The organism is Pseudoxanthomonas sp. 97-1-1 (genome assembly GCF_057773125.1).
Genome location: NZ_JBYMTJ010000003.1, coordinates 629,625 through 645,280, shown reverse-complemented (window position 1 = coordinate 645,280; position 15,656 = coordinate 629,625). Strand labels below are relative to the sequence as shown.

The window sequence follows — 15,656 nt, the reverse complement described above, 5'->3', positions numbered from 1 at the left end:
GGCTTCATGCGATGTCCTTGCCGGCACCGGGTGCGGGCAGGACGGGCTGCAGGGTGGGCGCGCGACGCGACAACGCGAGCAGGAACAGGCCCAGTGCCACCAGCGGCAGGCTCAGCACCTGGCCCATCGTCAGCCAACCGAAGGCGAGATAGCCGATGTCCGCATCCGGCACGCGCACGAACTCCACCACGAAACGGAACACGCCGTACATCAGCGCGAACAGGCCGGAGATGGTGTAGCGCGCGCGTGGCTTGCGCGACACCGTCCACAGCACCACGAACATCACCAGCCCCTCGAGGAGCGCCTGGTAGAGCTGCGAAGGATGGCGCGCGAACGGATCCAGCGCACCCGCCGCATACTGCGCCTGCAACTGCGCCGCATCCAGGCCGCGCAGCGCGGGATCGGTCGGGAAGATCACGCCCCAGTCGGCACCGGTCGGCTTGCCCCACAGTTCGGCACCGATGAAGTTGCCGATGCGGCCAAAGCCGAGCCCGGGAGCGACCACCGGCGCAACGAAATCCATCGTGTCGAAAAAATGCAGGCGATGTTTGCGCGACCACCACCATGCGGCGGCCATCACGCCCAGCAGGCCGCCATGGAAGCTCATGCCGCCTTCCCAGACCTTGAAGATCGACAAGGGATTTTCGAGGAAGGTGCCAAAGCCGTAGAACAGCACATAGCCGATGCGGCCGCCCAACACCACGCCCAGCATGCCGTAGAACATCAGGTCGGAGAACGCGTTGGCGTCCACGCCGGGCAGTCGCCCCTGCGATGCGCGCATGCGTCCCAGCCACCAGGCGGTGACGAACGCCAGCAGGTACATCAGGCCGTACCAGTGCAGCTTCAGCGGACCCAGCGAAAGGATGATCGGATCGATCTGGTGGAGGTAGATCATGCGCCTCGGCTTGGCCGGTGGGGATGGGCTATTTTGCCCCACCCTGCCCGCGCGTGGCGGATCCCGGACTGATCGGCGATCGGTGGATCAGTCCAGCAAGTGCGGCCGGTTTGGGAGTTCGTCCTCGTCCGGACGGTCGTCCAGCTGCGGAAAATGCAGCGCCAGCAGGTCCGAGACTGCGCGGATGCCGTCGATGACGGCCTGTTCCGCCCGGTTCTCCGCCATGCCCACTTCAATCAGGTGGCAGACCTCGCGCCATGCCGCGTCGCTGACGAGGCCGTTCAAGCCGCGGTCGGCGACGATCTCGATGCGGTGGTCGGCCAGCAGCAGGTAGATGAGCACGCCGTTGTTGGCTTCCGTGTCCCAGGTGCGCAGCCGCACGAACACCTCGTGCGCGCGCTCGCGCGGCTCCACCGCGGAAAGTACCGCACCCAATGGCAGGTCCGACTCCACCGCGAACATCACCTCGCCGCGGTGCCTGCGCTCGCCCTCGGCAATGGCGTCGGTGATGTGGTGCAGGGTCGATTCCGGGAACAGCCGGCGCGCCGAACGGGCGAACAGATGGCGGAGAACGCGCATCACCAACTCCCGGAGGCGCCACCGCCCCCCGACATGCCACCGCCACCACCCCAGCCACCTCCGCCGAAGCCCCCGCCTCCCCCACCAAAGCCACCGCCTCCGCCACCCCAGCCGCCCCAGTCCCGGTGCCGGGCGTACCCGCCGCGGGTCGACACCGACATCAGACCGTAGAGCAATCCCAGCACGGCGGCGATGCCACCGACCGCAAGCAGCGACGACAGCAGCAGTGCAACACCACCGGCCGCACCGCCCGTGAACAGTCCGCGGATGCCGGAGGGCGCACGGCTGAACATGCCGCGCACGATGGTGGCCACGACGAAGGCGGCGAATGCGGCGAACAGCACGCCGCCGCCCCTGCCGCCTTCACCGGAAACGCGATGCGTGCTGACCGGTTCGGGCAGCGCTTCACCGTCGATCAGTTTCACCAGCGTCGCGGTCGCGTCGCCAATGCCGCCCGCGTAGTCACCGGCGCGGAACCTGGGCGCCAGGTATTCCTGGATCACGCGGTTGGCGATGGCGTCGGGAATCGCGCCCTCCAGTCCGTAGCCTGTTTCGATCCGAACGCGGCGGTCGTCCTTGGCCACCAGCAGCAGCACGCCGTCATCCACGCCCTTGCGGCCCAGCTTCCATTGTTCGAACACGCGCACCGCGTACTGTTCGATGGTTTCGGGCTGCGTGCTGGGCACCATCAACACCTGCAGCTGGCTGCCCTTGCGCTGCTGCAACGCCAATGCCTGCGCTTCCAGTTGCTGCTTCTGCGCGGCATCCAGCGTGCTGGTGGTATCGACCACCGGCGAATCGAGCGCGGGAATCGGCGCCAGCGACTGCGCCCAGGCGGGCGCGGCGATCAGCAGCAGGCAGAGCGCCAGCGCACGCAGCATGGAAGCGCCGGGACGCTGATCAGTTGCCGGGCGACGGCGGAGGCGGCGGTGTCGGAGCCTGCGGCGTCGCCGGGGCCGGCGTACCGAAGTCGACGGCCGGCGCTTCGGAGATGGCCGCTTCGTTCTCGACGGTGAAGTTCGGCTTCTCCTTCGCGCCGGTGACCTTGGCGGTGATCACTTGCGGGAACTGGCGGATGTAGGTGTTGTAGTCCTGCACCGTCTGGATGTAGCGCCCGCGCGCCACGGTGATGCGGTTCTCGGTGCCTTCGAGTTGCGCCTGCAGGTCGCGGAAGGACTGGTCGGATTTCAGGTTCGGGTAGTTCTCGGTGACGACCAGCAGCCGGGACAGTGCCCCGGAAAGTTCACCCTGCGCCTGCTGGAACTGCTGGAGCGAGGCGGCATCGTCGGCATTGACCTGGATCTGGCCCACGCGCGCGCGCGCGTTCGTCACGTCGGTCAGCACCTGGCGCTCCTGCTGCGCATAGCCCTGCACGGTCTTGACCAGGTTGGGAATGAGGTCCGCACGACGCTTGTACTGGTTGAGCACCTCGGACCAGCCCGCCTTCACGGCTTCGTCCTTCTGCTGGATGGTGTTGTAGCCGCAGCCGGACAGCAGCACGGTCAACACGACGAGCAACCACAGACGCGAAACCTGCATGGCACGACACTCCCTTGGACGGACGCGCCGATTGCAGCACCTTGCCCATGACCACGCAAGCATCCGCCACGTCACAGTGCGTGGTGCGCCGACTTGTTAGCCCCCCGTGAAAATAAAAGGGCTCCCGAAGGAGCCCTTTGCGGCACGCGATGGATGCAAGGCTCACTCGCGCAGCATGCGCCGGCCGGCCCGCTTCTTCGCCCACAGGTTGAGGCACTCGACCACGGCCGAGAAGCCCATCGCGCCGTAGAGGTAACCCTTCGGGATATGCATCTCGAAGCCGTCCAGCAGCAGATAGGCGCCGACGGCCACGATGAAGGCCAGCGCCAGCATCTTGATGGTCGGGTTGTTGTCGATGAATTGTCCCAGCGGCTTGGCCGCCAGCAGCATCACCGCCACCGCCAGCAGGATCGCCGCCACCATCACCGGGGTGTGGTTGGCCATGCCGACTGCCGCGATCACCGAGTCCAGCGAGAACACGATGTCGATCACCGCGATCTGCGCGATCACGCCGGCGAACGACACCGCCGGGCGCGTGTGCACGTCTTCGGAATCGGGTTCGCCCTTCACCAGTTCCAGGATTTCCTTGGTGCCCTTCACCAGCAGGAACACACCACCCAGGATCAGCACCAGGTCGCGCACCGAGATGCCTTGCCCGAACAGCGTGAACAGGTCGGCGGTCAGGCCTGCCAGCCAGGCCAGCGTCAGCAGCAGCAGGATGCGGGTGATGCACGCCACCGCGATGCCGAACTTGCGTGCGACTTCGCGCTGGTGCGGCGGCAGCTTGCTGACCGCGATGGAGATGAAGACCAGGTTGTCGATGCCCAGCACGATTTCGATCGCACTCAGCGTGATCAGCGTGATCCACACCTGCGGATCGGTAAGCAATTCCATCATCGGGTAGAGACCTTGTTCATATCAGGATTTCACAGGTAGCGCGGCGCAAGGATCAATCCCCAGCACAGCAGCACATTCATCATCAGCACGAAGACCGCCGCCGAACCCATGTCCTTCGCGCGGCCGGCGAGTTCGTGGTGTTCCGGACCATAGCGTTCGATCACGGCTTCCACCGCGGAGTTCAGCAGTTCGGCGGCCAGCACCAGCAGGCAGCTGCCGATCATCAGCGCGCGCTCCAGGCCGGTTCCGCCCAGCCACAGCGCCAGCGGCGCGAGCACGACAAGCAGGTACACCTCCAGCCGGAAGGAGGATTCGTGCATCCACGCCGCGCGCAGGCCCTGGATGGACCACACGGTGGCTTTGAGGATGCGGCCGGGGCCGCGGGGAAGGTGTCCGGTTTCGTCAGCCATGGCAGGTCGATGCGAAGGAAGCCCCGCATCGTCTCCGGCCGGTCAGGCAAGGGCCTGGTCCAGTGGGAGGTCGGATCGGGTGGAGCCGGCGCGGATACCGCGCCAAGGTGGTAATTTTGCCACAAGGCGCCCGCGTACCGCCCCAGGGCGGTTTGCATCGCCCGGCACGGGCTGGTCCACTAGGGCCCGTCCGACAAGAAGGAGCCCTCCCCCCGTGCCTTTCCTGAACACGTTCCGCCTTTCCCTGTCCGTCGTGCTGCTGGCTGCCCTGGCCGCGTGTGCCGGCACCCCGCCCACCGGGCCGGAGGCGGTCGCGGAGCCCCGGGCACAGACGGCCCCGCGCATCCCGGACCAGGTCTCGAGCCCGGCCTGGGAGGCCGACATGCAGCGTTTCGAGGCTGCCGACGCGAAGTCCCCGCCCGCGCGCCGTGGCGTGCTGTTCATCGGCAGCTCTTCGATCCGTTTCTGGGACACGCTCGCGCAGGACTTCCCCGGCGTGCCGGTGATCAACCGCGGCTTCGGCGGCTCCGAACTGCGCGACAGCACCTGGTACGCCGATCGCATCATCGTGCCGTATGCACCCCGGCAGCTCCTGATCTACGCAGGCGACAACGACCTCAACGCCGGCCGCACGCCGCAACAGCTGCAACAGGACTTCACCGCCTTCGTCCAGCGCGTCCGCCGCGATCTGCCGGAAACGAAGATCGCCTACATCAGCACCAAGCCGAGCCCGTCGCGCGCCCAACTGCTTGCGACGCAACGCGAAGCCAACATGCTGATCCAGGCCGAAGCGAAACGGCTGGGCGTGGACTACATCGACATCTTCACGCCGATGCTGGACGCCAAGGGTCAGCCGGACGAGACCTTGTTCATCGACGACCGCCTGCACATGAATGCCGCCGGCTACGACATCTGGCAGCGGGTGATCGCGCCGTACGTGAAGTAACTGCAAAAAAGAAGCCCGGCATTGCCGGGCTTCTTCATGCCTGGAGCATCGCGGAGCGTCAGAAACCGCTGACGTCGAGGCGTCCGCCCGTGACCGTTTTGCCCTGCAGCGAGGGTGTAGGCACGGCGGCGCCGAGGATCGCCGCCTTGATCTGCGCCGCGGTCACGCCCGGGCGCGTGGACGCATACAGGGCCGCTGCGCCGGTGACGTGCGGCGTCGCCATCGACGTGCCGTTGTAGCTGGCATAGCCGGACACGATCTTGCCCTTCGACGAGGTCGGCACCGTCGACCAGATGCCGTAGCCGGGCGCGCCCAGGTCCACGGTGGTCACGCCATAGTTGTAGACCAGCGCGCCGGTGGAGCGCAGTGCCGCCACCGAGATGATGCTCGCATTGGGATACGACGCCGGGTAGCAGGCACCGGAGGTGTTGCCTTCGCAATTGACGCTGTCGTTGCCCGCCGCGACGATCGTCAGGATCTCGGCCTGGCCGGCGCGGTCGATCGCATCGCTCAGGGCCTGCGAATAACCACCGCCGCCCCACGAATTGTTGGTCGCCACCAGGTTCAGGCCATGGCGGGTCTTGAGGTCGGTGAAGTAGTCCAGCGCCTTGACCGCATTGGCCGTGTTGCCGCCGCGACGGCCGAGGAACTTGCCGCTGATCAACTTGACGCCGCTCCAGCACACGCCGGCCACGCCCTTGCCGTTGCCGCCGACGCCGGCGATGGTGCCGGCCACGTGGGTGCCGTGGTCGTCGTTGGCGCCGCCGGAATTGATGTTGTTGCTGTTGCCATCGAAGTCCCAGCCCCGCACGTCATCGACGTAGCCGTTGCCGTCGTTGTCCACGCCGTCGACCGGGTCGTACGGATTGGTCCAGATGTTGGCCGCCAGGTCTTCGTGGCTGAAGTAGATGCCTTCGTCGATCACGCCGACGACGACGTTGCCGCAGCTGGTGTGGCCGGCCGCCCATGCCTCGGAGGCCTGCGAGCCGTAAGCATTCGCGGGCGTGCCCGCATCACCGTACATTCCCCACAGCGAGCCGTTGGTGGCGTAGGTGTCGTTGGATACTGCGTTGTGCTGATACGTCCAGTTCGGTTCAGCGTACTCGACGGCCGGATCGGCGCTGAGCGCCTGCACGGCCGCAGACAGGTCCACGTTGCCCGGCAGCTTCAGCAGCGCGATTTCGCCACGGCGTCCATTGCCGCGGCGCACCGTCTCCAGCTTCTGCGCACCCAGCCCGTGCACGACGGCGTCGCGGTCGCCGGCCACCGCGCCATCGCGATACTTCACCAGCAGCTCGCCACTGACGTGGGGCTGACCTGCTTTCAATCCCTTGATCACCAGGTCCGGCCTGCCGCCCGCGTTGGCGGCTTGCGCCGCGCCCATCGTCACCAGCGCCAAACCCACCCACTTCGCCATGCGATTCTTCTTCATAAGCCGATCCGACTCCGAGTGTTGTGATTGCCGCGCCGGACAGCGCAGTGGGCCGAATCTAGCTTGTAATTTTCGTTCTAGATACGGATTTACAGCTCACATTTTCATGCCTGGGAGTGAAGTGCAGGATGGCACCGGTAGCCATGAGAACGAGTCGCATCGCGAAGGACTGTTCCGCCGCGACGCGACCGCCCATGTGGTGCGATTCAGCGCCTGCGGGCGGCGCCGGCGGGTTGATGGAGGCTCAGGACATTGCCGTCGGGATCGAGGAAATCCAGTGACAGACCTCCATCGGGCGATTCGCTCACGGGCACCACGATCTCCACCTGACTGGCTGCCAATGCCTCGGCATAGTCATCGATGCCGCCCTCGAGACTGAAGACGACGACCGGCGATTCTCCCGCGCGGGCAGGGCGTGGAATCAGGACCAACGCCAGCCCGTCCACTTCGCCCGTCGCCCATGGGCCGTCATGCCCGTCCAGCAACTCCAGCGGCAGCCCGAGGGTGTCGCGATAGAACGTCACCGACCGGGCCAGATCGGAAACGAAGAAAACGATGGCGCCTACCTTGCAGTTCGTGAGCATGGGATCTCTTTCTGTGGGATTCACTTCTTTCTGTTGCCGCGGGAAGGCGATGTGTGAGCACCGGCGTCGATCAGGATCAGGTGGCCGTCGGGATCGTGCGTTCCCAGGCCCTCGCCCACGCGCATGGCGGCCTTCAGCACTCGCCGGGTCAAACCGAACTGCAGCGCCACGCAGCGCGTCGGATCGCGTGCATACGCCAGGGCGATGCTGTCCGCACGCACCGCCGATGATTGGGCCGCCAGTGTCCGCCGGATGCGCGTGAGGCGCTGGCGGAACGCCGTGGGTTCGATGCGCAGCAGCCAGCGGATCTCGTCCGCAGACAGCCCGTGCAGCGCCAGTACCGCGACGCGACGCGCCGAAGGCGGCAGCCCCTCCAGCCAGGGCGGCACCAACGCCGCGGTCTCCCCTGCGGATCCGTCGGCGGTATCATCGATGTCCGCCGCCGTCGCTTCGCGTGCGCGCCGCCGCACCGCCGTGCGCGCGGTGAGCATGGCCTGCCGTCGCAGCACGCCCGAGAGCCAGGGCAGATCATGGCGACCCGCCTGCAGGGCGATCAGCAAGGTGTCCTGCACCAGGTCATCGGCATCCTGCGCACGCCGGCACAGGCGCAGGGCCTGCGTGCGCAGCTGGCGGCACGTGTCCTCACCGAGCTCAAATCCACGCGCACCACCGGACGCAGGCGACACTCAGGCGTCCTGGTAGATGGCGATGCCGCGCGAACCATCCGGACCGATCCAGCCCCGGTACATGCCTGTCGTGCTCAATACGAGCGCGATGTTGCCCTCGCGGTCGAGCGCGATCGCACCTCCATCGCCACCGTGCGCGGGCACCTCCCCCAGGATCACGTCCTCCGCGGCCACCTGCAGCCGGTCGCCGCGATACGCCACGCGTGCCGCGATGTCGTGCGCCACCGCATTGCGGATGTAGTACTCGCCCCAGCCGGTGCATGAAACGGCGCAATGTGCATCGGCCCATGTGCCTGCGCCGATCAGTGGCGAATCACCGACACGGCCCCAGCGCTTGTTGGTCATGCCGCCGGTGGAGGTGGCCGCCGCAACGTGCCCGTGCGAATCCAGCGCGACCGCACCCACCGTGCCGAAGTACTTCCCGCGCAGGTCCTGGCTGGCCTGCCACGCGCGCTGCTCACGCTGCTGCGCCTGCCGCAGCTGTTCGCGGCGCGGCTCGGTGTCGAACCATTCGTTGGGTACGCGCTCGATGTCGGGATGGGTGTCGGCATATTGTTCAGCGCCTTCCCCGATCAGGAACACGTGCGACGACTCCTCCAGCACCCGGCGTGCCAGCCGCACGGGATGACGCACCGTCGACACGCCCGCGACCGCGCCGGCGCGGCGACCGTGGCCATCCATGATGGAAGCATCCAGTTCGTGTCGTCCGTCGGCAGTGAACACGGCCCCGTAGCCGGCATTGAAGTAAGGCGAGTCCTCGAGCATCGCGACTGCCGCTTCCACCGCATCCAGCGCCGTGCCACCGTTGCCGAGGACCGCGTGGCCCGCATCCAGCACGCGATCCAGTTCGGCCCGGATCGCACGCTCGGCCTCCGCGCCCAGCGCGTTCCGTTCGATGACACCGGCACCGCCATGGATCGCCAGCGCCAGAGGCCTACGGAGTTGACGCGCACTCATGGCAAGCGGCCACCGTACGAGGCGACGGGAGACCAGCATACTCCCGCCATCGCGTCGCACCAGCCCCGCCGCCGGCTATTGCGAACGCAGCGCTTCGATGGGGTCCAGCTGCGAGGCCTTGCGCGCGGGGTAGTAGCCGAAGAACAGGCCGGTCGCGATCGAGAAGCCGGCGGCCAGGCCGATCACCTGCCCGTTCAACGCCACCGGCAGCTCGCTGAACTGGCCCACCAGCAGCGCGCCGACCACGCCGATGACGATGCCCAGCACACCGCCGCCCAGCGACAGCAACATGGCCTCGGCGAGGAACTGCCGGCGTACGTCGCCGGGCCCCGCACCCACCGCCATGCGCAGGCCGATCTCGCGGATGCGCTCGGTCACCGACACCAGCATGATGTTCATGATGCCGATGCCGCCGACGATCAGCGAAATGGTGGCCACCGCGCCCAGCAGCAGCGACATCAACTTGGTCGTGGCCGTTCGCGTGGCGACGATCTCGGAGATGTTGCGGACGTTGAAGTCGTCCTCTTCGCCCGGATTGATCTTGTGCCGCTGGCGGAGCAGCGCTTCCACTTCGCCCTGCACGTAGCTCAGGTCCTTGGCATCGGCCACGGTCAGCGCCACCTGCATCACCGCGCCCGGCGGCAGGCCCATCGAACCGAGCAGGCGACGGCGCGCGGTCTCCAGCGGCACCATCATCACGTCGTCCTGGTCCTGGCCGAAGCCGCCCTGGCCCTTCGGCGCCAGCGTGCCCACCACGGTGAACGGCACGCGTCCCAGGCGCACGGTCTGGCCGACGCCGCTGTCCTCGCCGAACAGGGTGCGCCGCACCGTCTCGCCGAGGATCACCACCTTGCCGGCGCTGGAGTAGTCCTGCGCGTCGAAGCCCTCGCCGTTGGCGATGACCCAGCCGTTGATGTCGAAGAAGTCGGCCTGCACGCCCTGCCAACTGGTCGATGCGTTGTTTTCGGCGAACACGATCTGGGTGTTGCCGCGCAACGCACCGGCCACGTACTGCACTTCGGGGATCTCGTTGCGGATCGCTTCCACGTCGCCCTCGTTGAGGGTGTAGAAGCTGCTGGAACTCATGCGCACGCCACCCCCGCCGGGACCCCGGCCGGCACCCGGGCTGATGTCCAGTCGCTGGGAACCCAGGCCGGAGACCAGCTTGTCGATCTCGGCCTGCGTGCCCTGCCCCACCGACACCATGACGATGACGGCCGCGATGCCGATGATCACGCCCAGCGAGGTCAGCGCGCTGCGCATCCAGTTCCCGCGCAGCGCATGCAACGCCGTGCGCAGGATGTCGGAGAACTTCATGACCGGCCTCCCGCGTGGTCCGGGTCTTCGTGCAACTCACCATCGCGCATCACCAGGATGCGGTCGGCATGCGCGGCGACTTCCGCGTCGTGGGTGATCAGGATGACGGTGTGGCCGTCGTCGCGCAGGCGCTTGAACAGCGACAGGATTTCCTCGCCGGTCTTGCTGTCCAGTGCGCCGGTGGGCTCGTCGGCCAGCAGGATGGGCGGCTGGTTGATCAGTGCGCGCGCGATCGCCACGCGTTGCTGCTGGCCGCCGGAAAGCTCGCTGGGCCGGTGGCCGGCGCGCTCAGCCAGCCCGACCGCGGCCAGCGCCTGGCGCGCGCGCTCGGTGCGTTCGGCCGGCGGTACCTGCGCATACCCCAGCGGCATGGCCACATTCTCCAGCGCGGTCATGCGCGGCAGCAGGTGGAAGCCCTGGAAGACGAAGCCGATCTTCTCGCGCCGCAGGATCGCCAACTGCTCGGCGTCCAGCGTGGCCACGTCGATGCCGTCGCAGGAATAGCTGCCGTCGCTGGGGGTGTCCAGGCAGCCGATCAGGTTCATCAGCGTGGACTTGCCCGAGCCCGACGGCCCCATGATCGCGACGAAGTCGCCCCGTGCCACGCGCATGTCCACGCCGCGCAATGCGACCACTTCCGCTTCGGTGCCTGCGGAATAGACTTTCCCCAGCGCGCGTGTCTGGATGACCGGCACGCGGTCGTCGGCATTCGCTGACGGCATGCTCATTCCTTCGCGCGCTCGCCCACGACCACCACGTCGCCTTCCTTCACCGGGCCGGACACCTCGGTGCTGGTACCGTCGCTGGCGCCGATGCGGACCTGCACCATCTCGGGCTTGCCGTTGACCAGCGCGTACACCGGCGCACGCTTGGCGGCAAGCAGCGTGCGCAGTTCGCCGTCCCAGCGTTGCTTCTGCGTGTCGTCGAGCGCGGCGCGGAACGGCGCGAAATCCTGCTGCATGCGGTCGGCCATGCGCTGGCGCATCTGCGCCTGCATCGCGCCCGAACCACCCCCGGCATTGCCACCGGAGCGTTGCCCGCCACCCGGTCCGCCGAACATGCTGGCCCCGCGTTCCTGCGCCTGCGCCATGCGGGCGGCCTGGCGCTCGCGCAGCGCGGCAAGCGCCGCATCGAAAGCGGCCTGCTGTTCGGGCTTCAGCTGCAGGGTGCCGGCCACGCGCACCAGGTCGTCGCTGACGCCACCCCCGCGATTCTGTCCGCCCTGCGGCGTCGCCTGCGCGGGCGACGCCGCGCCCGACTGTTCACCGGTCGGCTTGTAGCGCAGGGCCGCGTTGGAGATCTTGAGGATGTTGTCGCGCTTGCTGACCTCGATCTCGGCGTTGACGGTGAGGCCCGGCAGCAGGGTGCCGTCGCTGTTGTCCACGCTGACCACCACCGGATACGTCACGACGTTGCTGGTGGTGGTCGCCGACAACCGCACCTGCTGCACTTCGCCGCGGAACTGGCGATCGGCGAACGCATCGACGGTGAACGAGACCGACTGCCCGACCTTCACCTGGCCGATGTCGGCTTCATCGACGGCCAGCTCGATCTTCATCTTCGACAGATCTTCGGCGATGGTGAACAGTTCCGGTGCCTGCAGGCTGGCCGCCACGGTCTGGCCGGGCTCGATGGTGCGGGTCAGCACCACGCCGTCCACCGGCGAGCGGATCACGGTGCGGTCGAGGTTGACGCGGGTGGTTTGCGTGGACGCGGTCTGTTGGCGGATCTGCGCCTGCGCCGCGTTGACCTGCGCGCGCGCCTGGTCGCGCGAGGCGCGCGCCAGGTCGACGTCGCTCTGCGCGACCAGCTTCTGCTGGCCAAGGTCGGCCTTGCGCGTGTAATCCAGTTCGGCGTTCGCCAGCGTTGCCTGCGCCTGCCTCAGGCTGGCCTGGGCGTTGGCGATCTGCGCGTTGCCCTGTTCGATCTGGGCCTCGTAGGTGCTCGGGTCGATGCGCGCAAGCACCTCGCCCTTCTTCACTTCGCTGTTGTAGTCGACCAGCACGTCGGTGACCTGGCCGGAAATCTGGCTGCCCACGGTCACGGTGGAGATGGCGCTGAGCGTGCCGGTGGCCGAAATGGCCACGCGGATGTCGCCGCGCTCGACCGTCGCCGTGCGATAGGCGCTTTCGACGCCGTCTCCCTTGCGCGTGGCCCAGTACCAGGCGCCGCCGCCCAGAATGGCGACCACGGCAATACCCAGCAGGAGGGTGGGCAGCGGGGATTTCTTGCGGAGAGGGGTGCGTGCAGGCTGGCTCATGCAGTGAGTCGGCTCGGAAGGTGGGGAGTCGTGGGAGGGAACGCGTCGGGAGCGACATGGTTGACAACCCGTGTCGCGGGTCAGTTCCCGTTCGGTTTACGGAACGAAGCGGATCGTCGCAGTGGTTCCGCGCCCCGGCTCGCTGTCCAGTTCGATCTTCCAGCCGAAGCGATCGCACAAGCGGCTGACGATGGACAGGCCCAGACCGCTGCCGTGCGGACGCGTGGGGTCTGCGCGGTAGAACGGCTCGAACACCCGTGTCATCGATTCGGCCGACATGCCGATGCCGGTGTCGCGCACGATCACGCGGTCCGGCTCCAGCACCACGTCTATGCGGCCCCGGTCGGTGTACGCGCATGCGTTGCGCAGCAGGTTGCTGACCACCACCTGGAACACCCGTGGCGGTGCGTGCAGCCTCGGCCGTGCATGCAGGGTGACTTCCAGGTCCACGGGCTTGTTCAACAGCAGGGCACGTGCGTTCTCGGCCTCGTCCATGACGATGTCGGCGACATCGAAGTCCTCGCTCTGCGGTTCGACCTCGGCTTCGCGGGCCAGGATCAGGAACGCATCGATCACGGCCTCCATGTCGCGGCCGGCGCGCTGGATGCGTTGCAGCGCGCGCGCGACGCGCGGCGGCGCGTCTTCGGCCATGCCCATGTCGGTGGCCACGCGGATCACGGTCAGCGGCGTCCGCAGTTCATGGCTGGCGTCGCGGGTGAAGTCGCGCTCGCGTGCCACGTGTGCGGTCACGCGCTGCGCCAGCCCGTGCAGCGCGGACGCAAGCTGGCGCGCCTCGCCCTGCACGTCGCTGGGAAGGCGATCCGGGGCCAGAACGCTGACGTCGGGACGGCGCGGATCCCATTCCGCCACCTGCCGCGCGAGCCAGCTGACCGGGGACACCAGCCGCTTGGAGGCGCGATAGGTCAGCCAGGACACCAGGTAGATCGCCACCAGCGTCATGATGATCGGCACGGTGCCGAAGTAGAACGCCAGCCGCTCGGCCTGGGAACGCAGGAACACCAGGTAGAGGCGGCCGGCGGGCTCTTCGTCCACCAGCACCAGCTGGTCGTCCTGCTTCAGCTCATGGAACCCGGGCGCGAGGTTGCGCAGGTTCTCCGGCAGGACGAGGTTGGAATGCCCCTTCACCACCAGGTAGCCGCGCAGGTTGTGGGTGTTGGGCGGCGGCTGCGCGGTGCTGGCGCTGTAAAGCTCCCAGAAGTGCGTCGCCTCTTCCTGCAGGGCGGTATTCATCAGGCTGTGCTTGATCACCGCGGAGATGAGGTACACGCCCAGCACGATGGCCAGGCTGACCATCACGGCCTGCAGGATGAAGGCGATCCTGAGTTTGCGGGGCAGGCCGTGGCGCATCGGCGTATCGTCGGGCGAGGACGGGATTATGACGCGCGTGCCCGACGGTCGGGTCAGCCGATGTCCGCGATGCGGTAGCCCGCGCTCTGCACCGTATGCAGCAGCGGCTTGTCGAACGGCTTGTCGATCACCTTGCGCAGGTTGTACAGGTGGCTGCGCAGCGTGTCCGAATCCGGCAGGCCGTTGCCCCAGATCTCGCGTTCGATCTCCTGCCGGGTCACCACGCGCGGCGATTCACGCATCAGGATGGTGAGCAGACGCAGACCGATCGGCGACAGCATCAGTTCGGTGCCGCCGCGGGTCGCGCGCATGCTGACCGGGTCCAGCACCAGGTCGGCGACCTTCAGCACTTCGGCTCCGACCTGGCGGCGCTCACGGCGGATCAGCGCGCGCAGGCGGGCTTCCAGTTCCTGGATGGCGAAGGGCTTGGTGAGATAATCGTCGGCGCCGGAACTCAGGCCGGTCAGCTTGTCGTCCAGGGTGTCGCGCGCGGTAAGCATCAGCACGGGCGTGGATTTGCGGGCTTCCGTGCGCAGGCGCTTGCAGACTTCCATCCCGTCCAGGCGCGGCAGCATCAGGTCCAGCACCAGCACGTCGTAGCTGTTCTCCACCGCCAGCCGGTACCCATCCAGGCCATCGGTGGCGTAATCGACCTCGAATCCCCGGCCCTCGAGATACTCTCCAATCATCTCCGAGATGTTCCGGTTGTCTTCCACCACCAACACCAGACCCGCGGTTTCCTGACTGTGTCGCATGACAACTCCTTCAGAGGCTTCAGGTTTGTGAAGCTACCGGCCTCCCGGTGGACATCATGTGAAGGCGGCAGCTCCATTCAGCCCACAGTTGGGATTACGCTTCGCCACCCCTCCCGACGGCCCCGCCATGATCGAACGCGTCCTGCCCCTGTTCCTGCTGCTGGCCTCCAACGTCTTCATGACCTTCGCCTGGTACGGGCACCTGAAGTACAAGTCCTCGCCGCTGTTCGTCGCGATCCTGGCCAGCTGGGGCATCGCCTTCTTCGAGTACACCCTGATGGTGCCCGCCAACCGGATGGGCAGCGCGGTCTACTCGGTGGTGCAGCTGAAGACGATCCAGGAGGTCCTGACCCTGCTGGTCTTCGCCGGCTTCAGCACCTGGTATCTGGGGCAGCCGCTGAAATGGAACCACTACGCGGCCTTCGCTCTGATCGTGGGCGCGGCCTTCCTGATGTTCTACGAGTGAGGTCGCTCGTCACCGGTACTCAACGGGCGTGTCCGGTGCGGGCCAGCAGCCACTCGGCGCGCGCTTCCACCCGCCGGTGGTCCCGCAACACGTAGGAACCCTGGATGACGGCAACGGTGCGCGCCGCTTCGAGGGGCGACAAGGCATCCAGGGACGTGCGATGTTCGCGTCGCGCGAGTGCCGCCAGGCCACGGTCAGTACCGTTGTAAGCCTGGGACACGATGAGGCCATACATCGCGGAGTCGTCCAGGTGCAGCGGCAGCAGGAACCGCCAGAGCAGTTCGCGCACATGCCGGCCCACCGCACTGCGCCTGTCCGTGCCATCCACGTGCGCCAGCGCGAGACGTGCTCCGTAGGCGTCCGGGGAAGCCACTCCGGCATCGATGAGGTCGCGAACACGCTGCGGAGGCGATGCCTCCAGCGGTTCCGCCCTTGCAAGCAGCACCTCGACCTCGGCGACATGCGGCCTGACTGCCACCCAGTCGTATGCGAACAGTCCGGCCAACGGTAAGCCGACCAGCAACGCCGCGGCGCGGACGGTGTGCCGGACCACGCGGCTCATGCG

Annotated in this window: 18 protein-coding genes; 2 read left to right on the top strand and 16 right to left on the bottom strand. The window is 67.3% G+C overall.

The features are described from left to right. Positions 1-4: 4 nt before the first annotated feature. The 6 genes from lgt to AC3DET_RS14765 form a co-directional block, all read right to left on the bottom strand. A complete protein-coding gene (gene lgt / locus AC3DET_RS14790; protein WP_337731373.1) occupies positions 5-895 on the bottom strand; it encodes a prolipoprotein diacylglyceryl transferase in 891 nt (296 codons plus the stop codon). Between the two features lie 87 nt (positions 896-982). Further along, positions 983-1,474 (bottom strand): TPM domain-containing protein, encoded by a 492-nt coding sequence (locus AC3DET_RS14785; RefSeq protein WP_488392093.1) that lies wholly within the window; start codon positions 1,472-1,474, stop codon positions 983-985. Continuing rightward, complete coding sequence (locus tag AC3DET_RS14780) at positions 1,474-2,355, bottom strand: TPM domain-containing protein (RefSeq protein WP_446538078.1); 882 nt, start codon at positions 2,353-2,355, stop codon at positions 1,474-1,476. The genes AC3DET_RS14785 and AC3DET_RS14780 overlap by 1 nt, the downstream gene beginning before the upstream one ends. A 19-nt stretch (positions 2,356-2,374) precedes the next feature. Beyond that, entirely contained in the window at positions 2,375-3,013 is a 639-nt protein-coding gene (locus AC3DET_RS14775) for a LemA family protein (protein WP_192201936.1), read from the bottom strand. Positions 3,014-3,175: 162 nt separating this feature from the next. Continuing rightward, entirely contained in the window at positions 3,176-3,910 is a 735-nt protein-coding gene (locus AC3DET_RS14770) for a TerC family protein (protein ID WP_142125807.1), read from the bottom strand. Positions 3,911-3,939: 29 nt separating this feature from the next. Further along, a complete protein-coding gene (locus AC3DET_RS14765) occupies positions 3,940-4,320 on the bottom strand; it encodes a diacylglycerol kinase (protein ID WP_337731376.1) in 381 nt (126 codons plus the stop codon). A 223-nt stretch (positions 4,321-4,543) separates the two neighbouring features. Between AC3DET_RS14765 and AC3DET_RS14760 the strand changes: the two genes are divergently transcribed. After that, positions 4,544-5,266 (top strand): SGNH/GDSL hydrolase family protein, encoded by a 723-nt coding sequence (locus AC3DET_RS14760; RefSeq protein ID WP_488392165.1) that lies wholly within the window; start codon positions 4,544-4,546, stop codon positions 5,264-5,266. A gap of 58 nt (positions 5,267-5,324) precedes the next feature. Here the strand turns inward: AC3DET_RS14760 and AC3DET_RS14755 are convergent, their stop codons facing one another. From AC3DET_RS14755 to AC3DET_RS14715, 9 genes are all read right to left on the bottom strand, one after another. Beyond that, entirely contained in the window at positions 5,325-6,698 is a 1,374-nt protein-coding gene (locus AC3DET_RS14755; RefSeq protein ID WP_446538079.1) for a S8 family peptidase, read from the bottom strand. Positions 6,699-6,904: 206 nt separating this feature from the next. Continuing rightward, a complete protein-coding gene (locus AC3DET_RS14750; protein WP_337731379.1) occupies positions 6,905-7,282 on the bottom strand; it encodes a VOC family protein in 378 nt (125 codons plus the stop codon). Between the two features lie 20 nt (positions 7,283-7,302). Next, positions 7,303-7,968 carry an RNA polymerase sigma factor gene (locus AC3DET_RS14745; RefSeq protein ID WP_488392092.1) on the bottom strand — a complete coding sequence of 222 codons (666 nt, stop codon included), beginning with the start codon at positions 7,966-7,968 and terminating at the stop codon, positions 7,303-7,305. Next, a complete protein-coding gene (locus AC3DET_RS14740) occupies positions 7,969-8,925 on the bottom strand; it encodes an isoaspartyl peptidase/L-asparaginase family protein (RefSeq protein ID WP_337731381.1) in 957 nt (318 codons plus the stop codon). It lies immediately after the preceding gene. 75 nt (positions 8,926-9,000) lie between these two features. Next, on the bottom strand, positions 9,001-10,242 hold the full coding sequence (locus AC3DET_RS14735; protein WP_337731382.1) for an ABC transporter permease: 1,242 nt from the start codon (positions 10,240-10,242) through the stop codon (positions 9,001-9,003). Beyond that, positions 10,239-10,964: an ABC transporter ATP-binding protein gene (locus AC3DET_RS14730; protein ID WP_488392091.1), complete on the bottom strand. Its 726-nt coding sequence runs from the start codon at positions 10,962-10,964 to the stop codon at positions 10,239-10,241. The genes AC3DET_RS14735 and AC3DET_RS14730 overlap by 4 nt, the downstream gene beginning before the upstream one ends. A 2-nt stretch (positions 10,965-10,966) precedes the next feature. After that, positions 10,967-12,502 carry an efflux RND transporter periplasmic adaptor subunit gene (locus AC3DET_RS14725; protein WP_488392090.1) on the bottom strand — a complete coding sequence of 512 codons (1,536 nt, stop codon included), beginning with the start codon at positions 12,500-12,502 and terminating at the stop codon, positions 10,967-10,969. 96 nt (positions 12,503-12,598) lie between these two features. After that, positions 12,599-13,870: a sensor histidine kinase gene (locus tag AC3DET_RS14720; protein ID WP_192201944.1), complete on the bottom strand. Its 1,272-nt coding sequence runs from the start codon at positions 13,868-13,870 to the stop codon at positions 12,599-12,601. A 53-nt stretch (positions 13,871-13,923) separates the two neighbouring features. Then, on the bottom strand, positions 13,924-14,625 hold the full coding sequence (locus AC3DET_RS14715) for a response regulator transcription factor (protein WP_055940490.1): 702 nt from the start codon (positions 14,623-14,625) through the stop codon (positions 13,924-13,926). Between the two features lie 127 nt (positions 14,626-14,752). Between AC3DET_RS14715 and AC3DET_RS14710 the strand changes: the two genes are divergently transcribed. Next, complete coding sequence (locus AC3DET_RS14710) at positions 14,753-15,091, top strand: DMT family protein (RefSeq protein WP_446538084.1); 339 nt, start codon at positions 14,753-14,755, stop codon at positions 15,089-15,091. A 19-nt stretch (positions 15,092-15,110) separates the two neighbouring features. Here the strand turns inward: AC3DET_RS14710 and AC3DET_RS14705 are convergent, their stop codons facing one another. Continuing rightward, positions 15,111-15,653, bottom strand: a complete 543-nt coding sequence (locus AC3DET_RS14705; protein WP_488392089.1) for a hypothetical protein — start codon at positions 15,651-15,653, stop codon at positions 15,111-15,113. Positions 15,654-15,656: the final 3 nt, after the last annotated feature.

Bases quoted from the DNA above. Each gene is read 5' to 3' on its own strand.
- AC3DET_RS14705 (WP_488392089.1), bottom strand. From the start codon at position 15,653: ATGAGCCGCGTGGTCCGGCACACCGTCCGCGCCGCGGCGTTGCTGGTC.
- AC3DET_RS14710 (WP_446538084.1), top strand. From the start codon at position 14,753: ATGATCGAACGCGTCCTGCCCCTGTTCCTGCTGCTGGCCTCCAACGTC.
- AC3DET_RS14720 (WP_192201944.1), bottom strand. From the start codon at position 13,870: ATGCGCCACGGCCTGCCCCGCAAACTCAGGATCGCCTTCATCCTGCAG.
- AC3DET_RS14765 (WP_337731376.1), bottom strand. From the start codon at position 4,320: ATGGCTGACGAAACCGGACACCTTCCCCGCGGCCCCGGCCGCATCCTC.
- AC3DET_RS14785 (WP_488392093.1), bottom strand. From the start codon at position 1,474: ATGCGCGTTCTCCGCCATCTGTTCGCCCGTTCGGCGCGCCGGCTGTTC.
- AC3DET_RS14775 (WP_192201936.1), bottom strand. From the start codon at position 3,013: ATGCAGGTTTCGCGTCTGTGGTTGCTCGTCGTGTTGACCGTGCTGCTG.
- AC3DET_RS14780 (WP_446538078.1), bottom strand. From the start codon at position 2,355: ATGCTGCGTGCGCTGGCGCTCTGCCTGCTGCTGATCGCCGCGCCCGCC.
- AC3DET_RS14750 (WP_337731379.1), bottom strand. From the start codon at position 7,282: ATGCTCACGAACTGCAAGGTAGGCGCCATCGTTTTCTTCGTTTCCGAT.
- AC3DET_RS14735 (WP_337731382.1), bottom strand. From the start codon at position 10,242: ATGAAGTTCTCCGACATCCTGCGCACGGCGTTGCATGCGCTGCGCGGG.
- AC3DET_RS14770 (WP_142125807.1), bottom strand. From the start codon at position 3,910: ATGATGGAATTGCTTACCGATCCGCAGGTGTGGATCACGCTGATCACG.
- AC3DET_RS14755 (WP_446538079.1), bottom strand. From the start codon at position 6,698: ATGAAGAAGAATCGCATGGCGAAGTGGGTGGGTTTGGCGCTGGTGACG.
- AC3DET_RS14715 (WP_055940490.1), bottom strand. From the start codon at position 14,625: ATGCGACACAGTCAGGAAACCGCGGGTCTGGTGTTGGTGGTGGAAGAC.
- AC3DET_RS14725 (WP_488392090.1), bottom strand. From the start codon at position 12,502: ATGAGCCAGCCTGCACGCACCCCTCTCCGCAAGAAATCCCCGCTGCCC.
- lgt (WP_337731373.1), bottom strand. From the start codon at position 895: ATGATCTACCTCCACCAGATCGATCCGATCATCCTTTCGCTGGGTCCG.
- AC3DET_RS14740 (WP_337731381.1), bottom strand. From the start codon at position 8,925: ATGAGTGCGCGTCAACTCCGTAGGCCTCTGGCGCTGGCGATCCATGGC.
- AC3DET_RS14730 (WP_488392091.1), bottom strand. From the start codon at position 10,964: ATGCCGTCAGCGAATGCCGACGACCGCGTGCCGGTCATCCAGACACGC.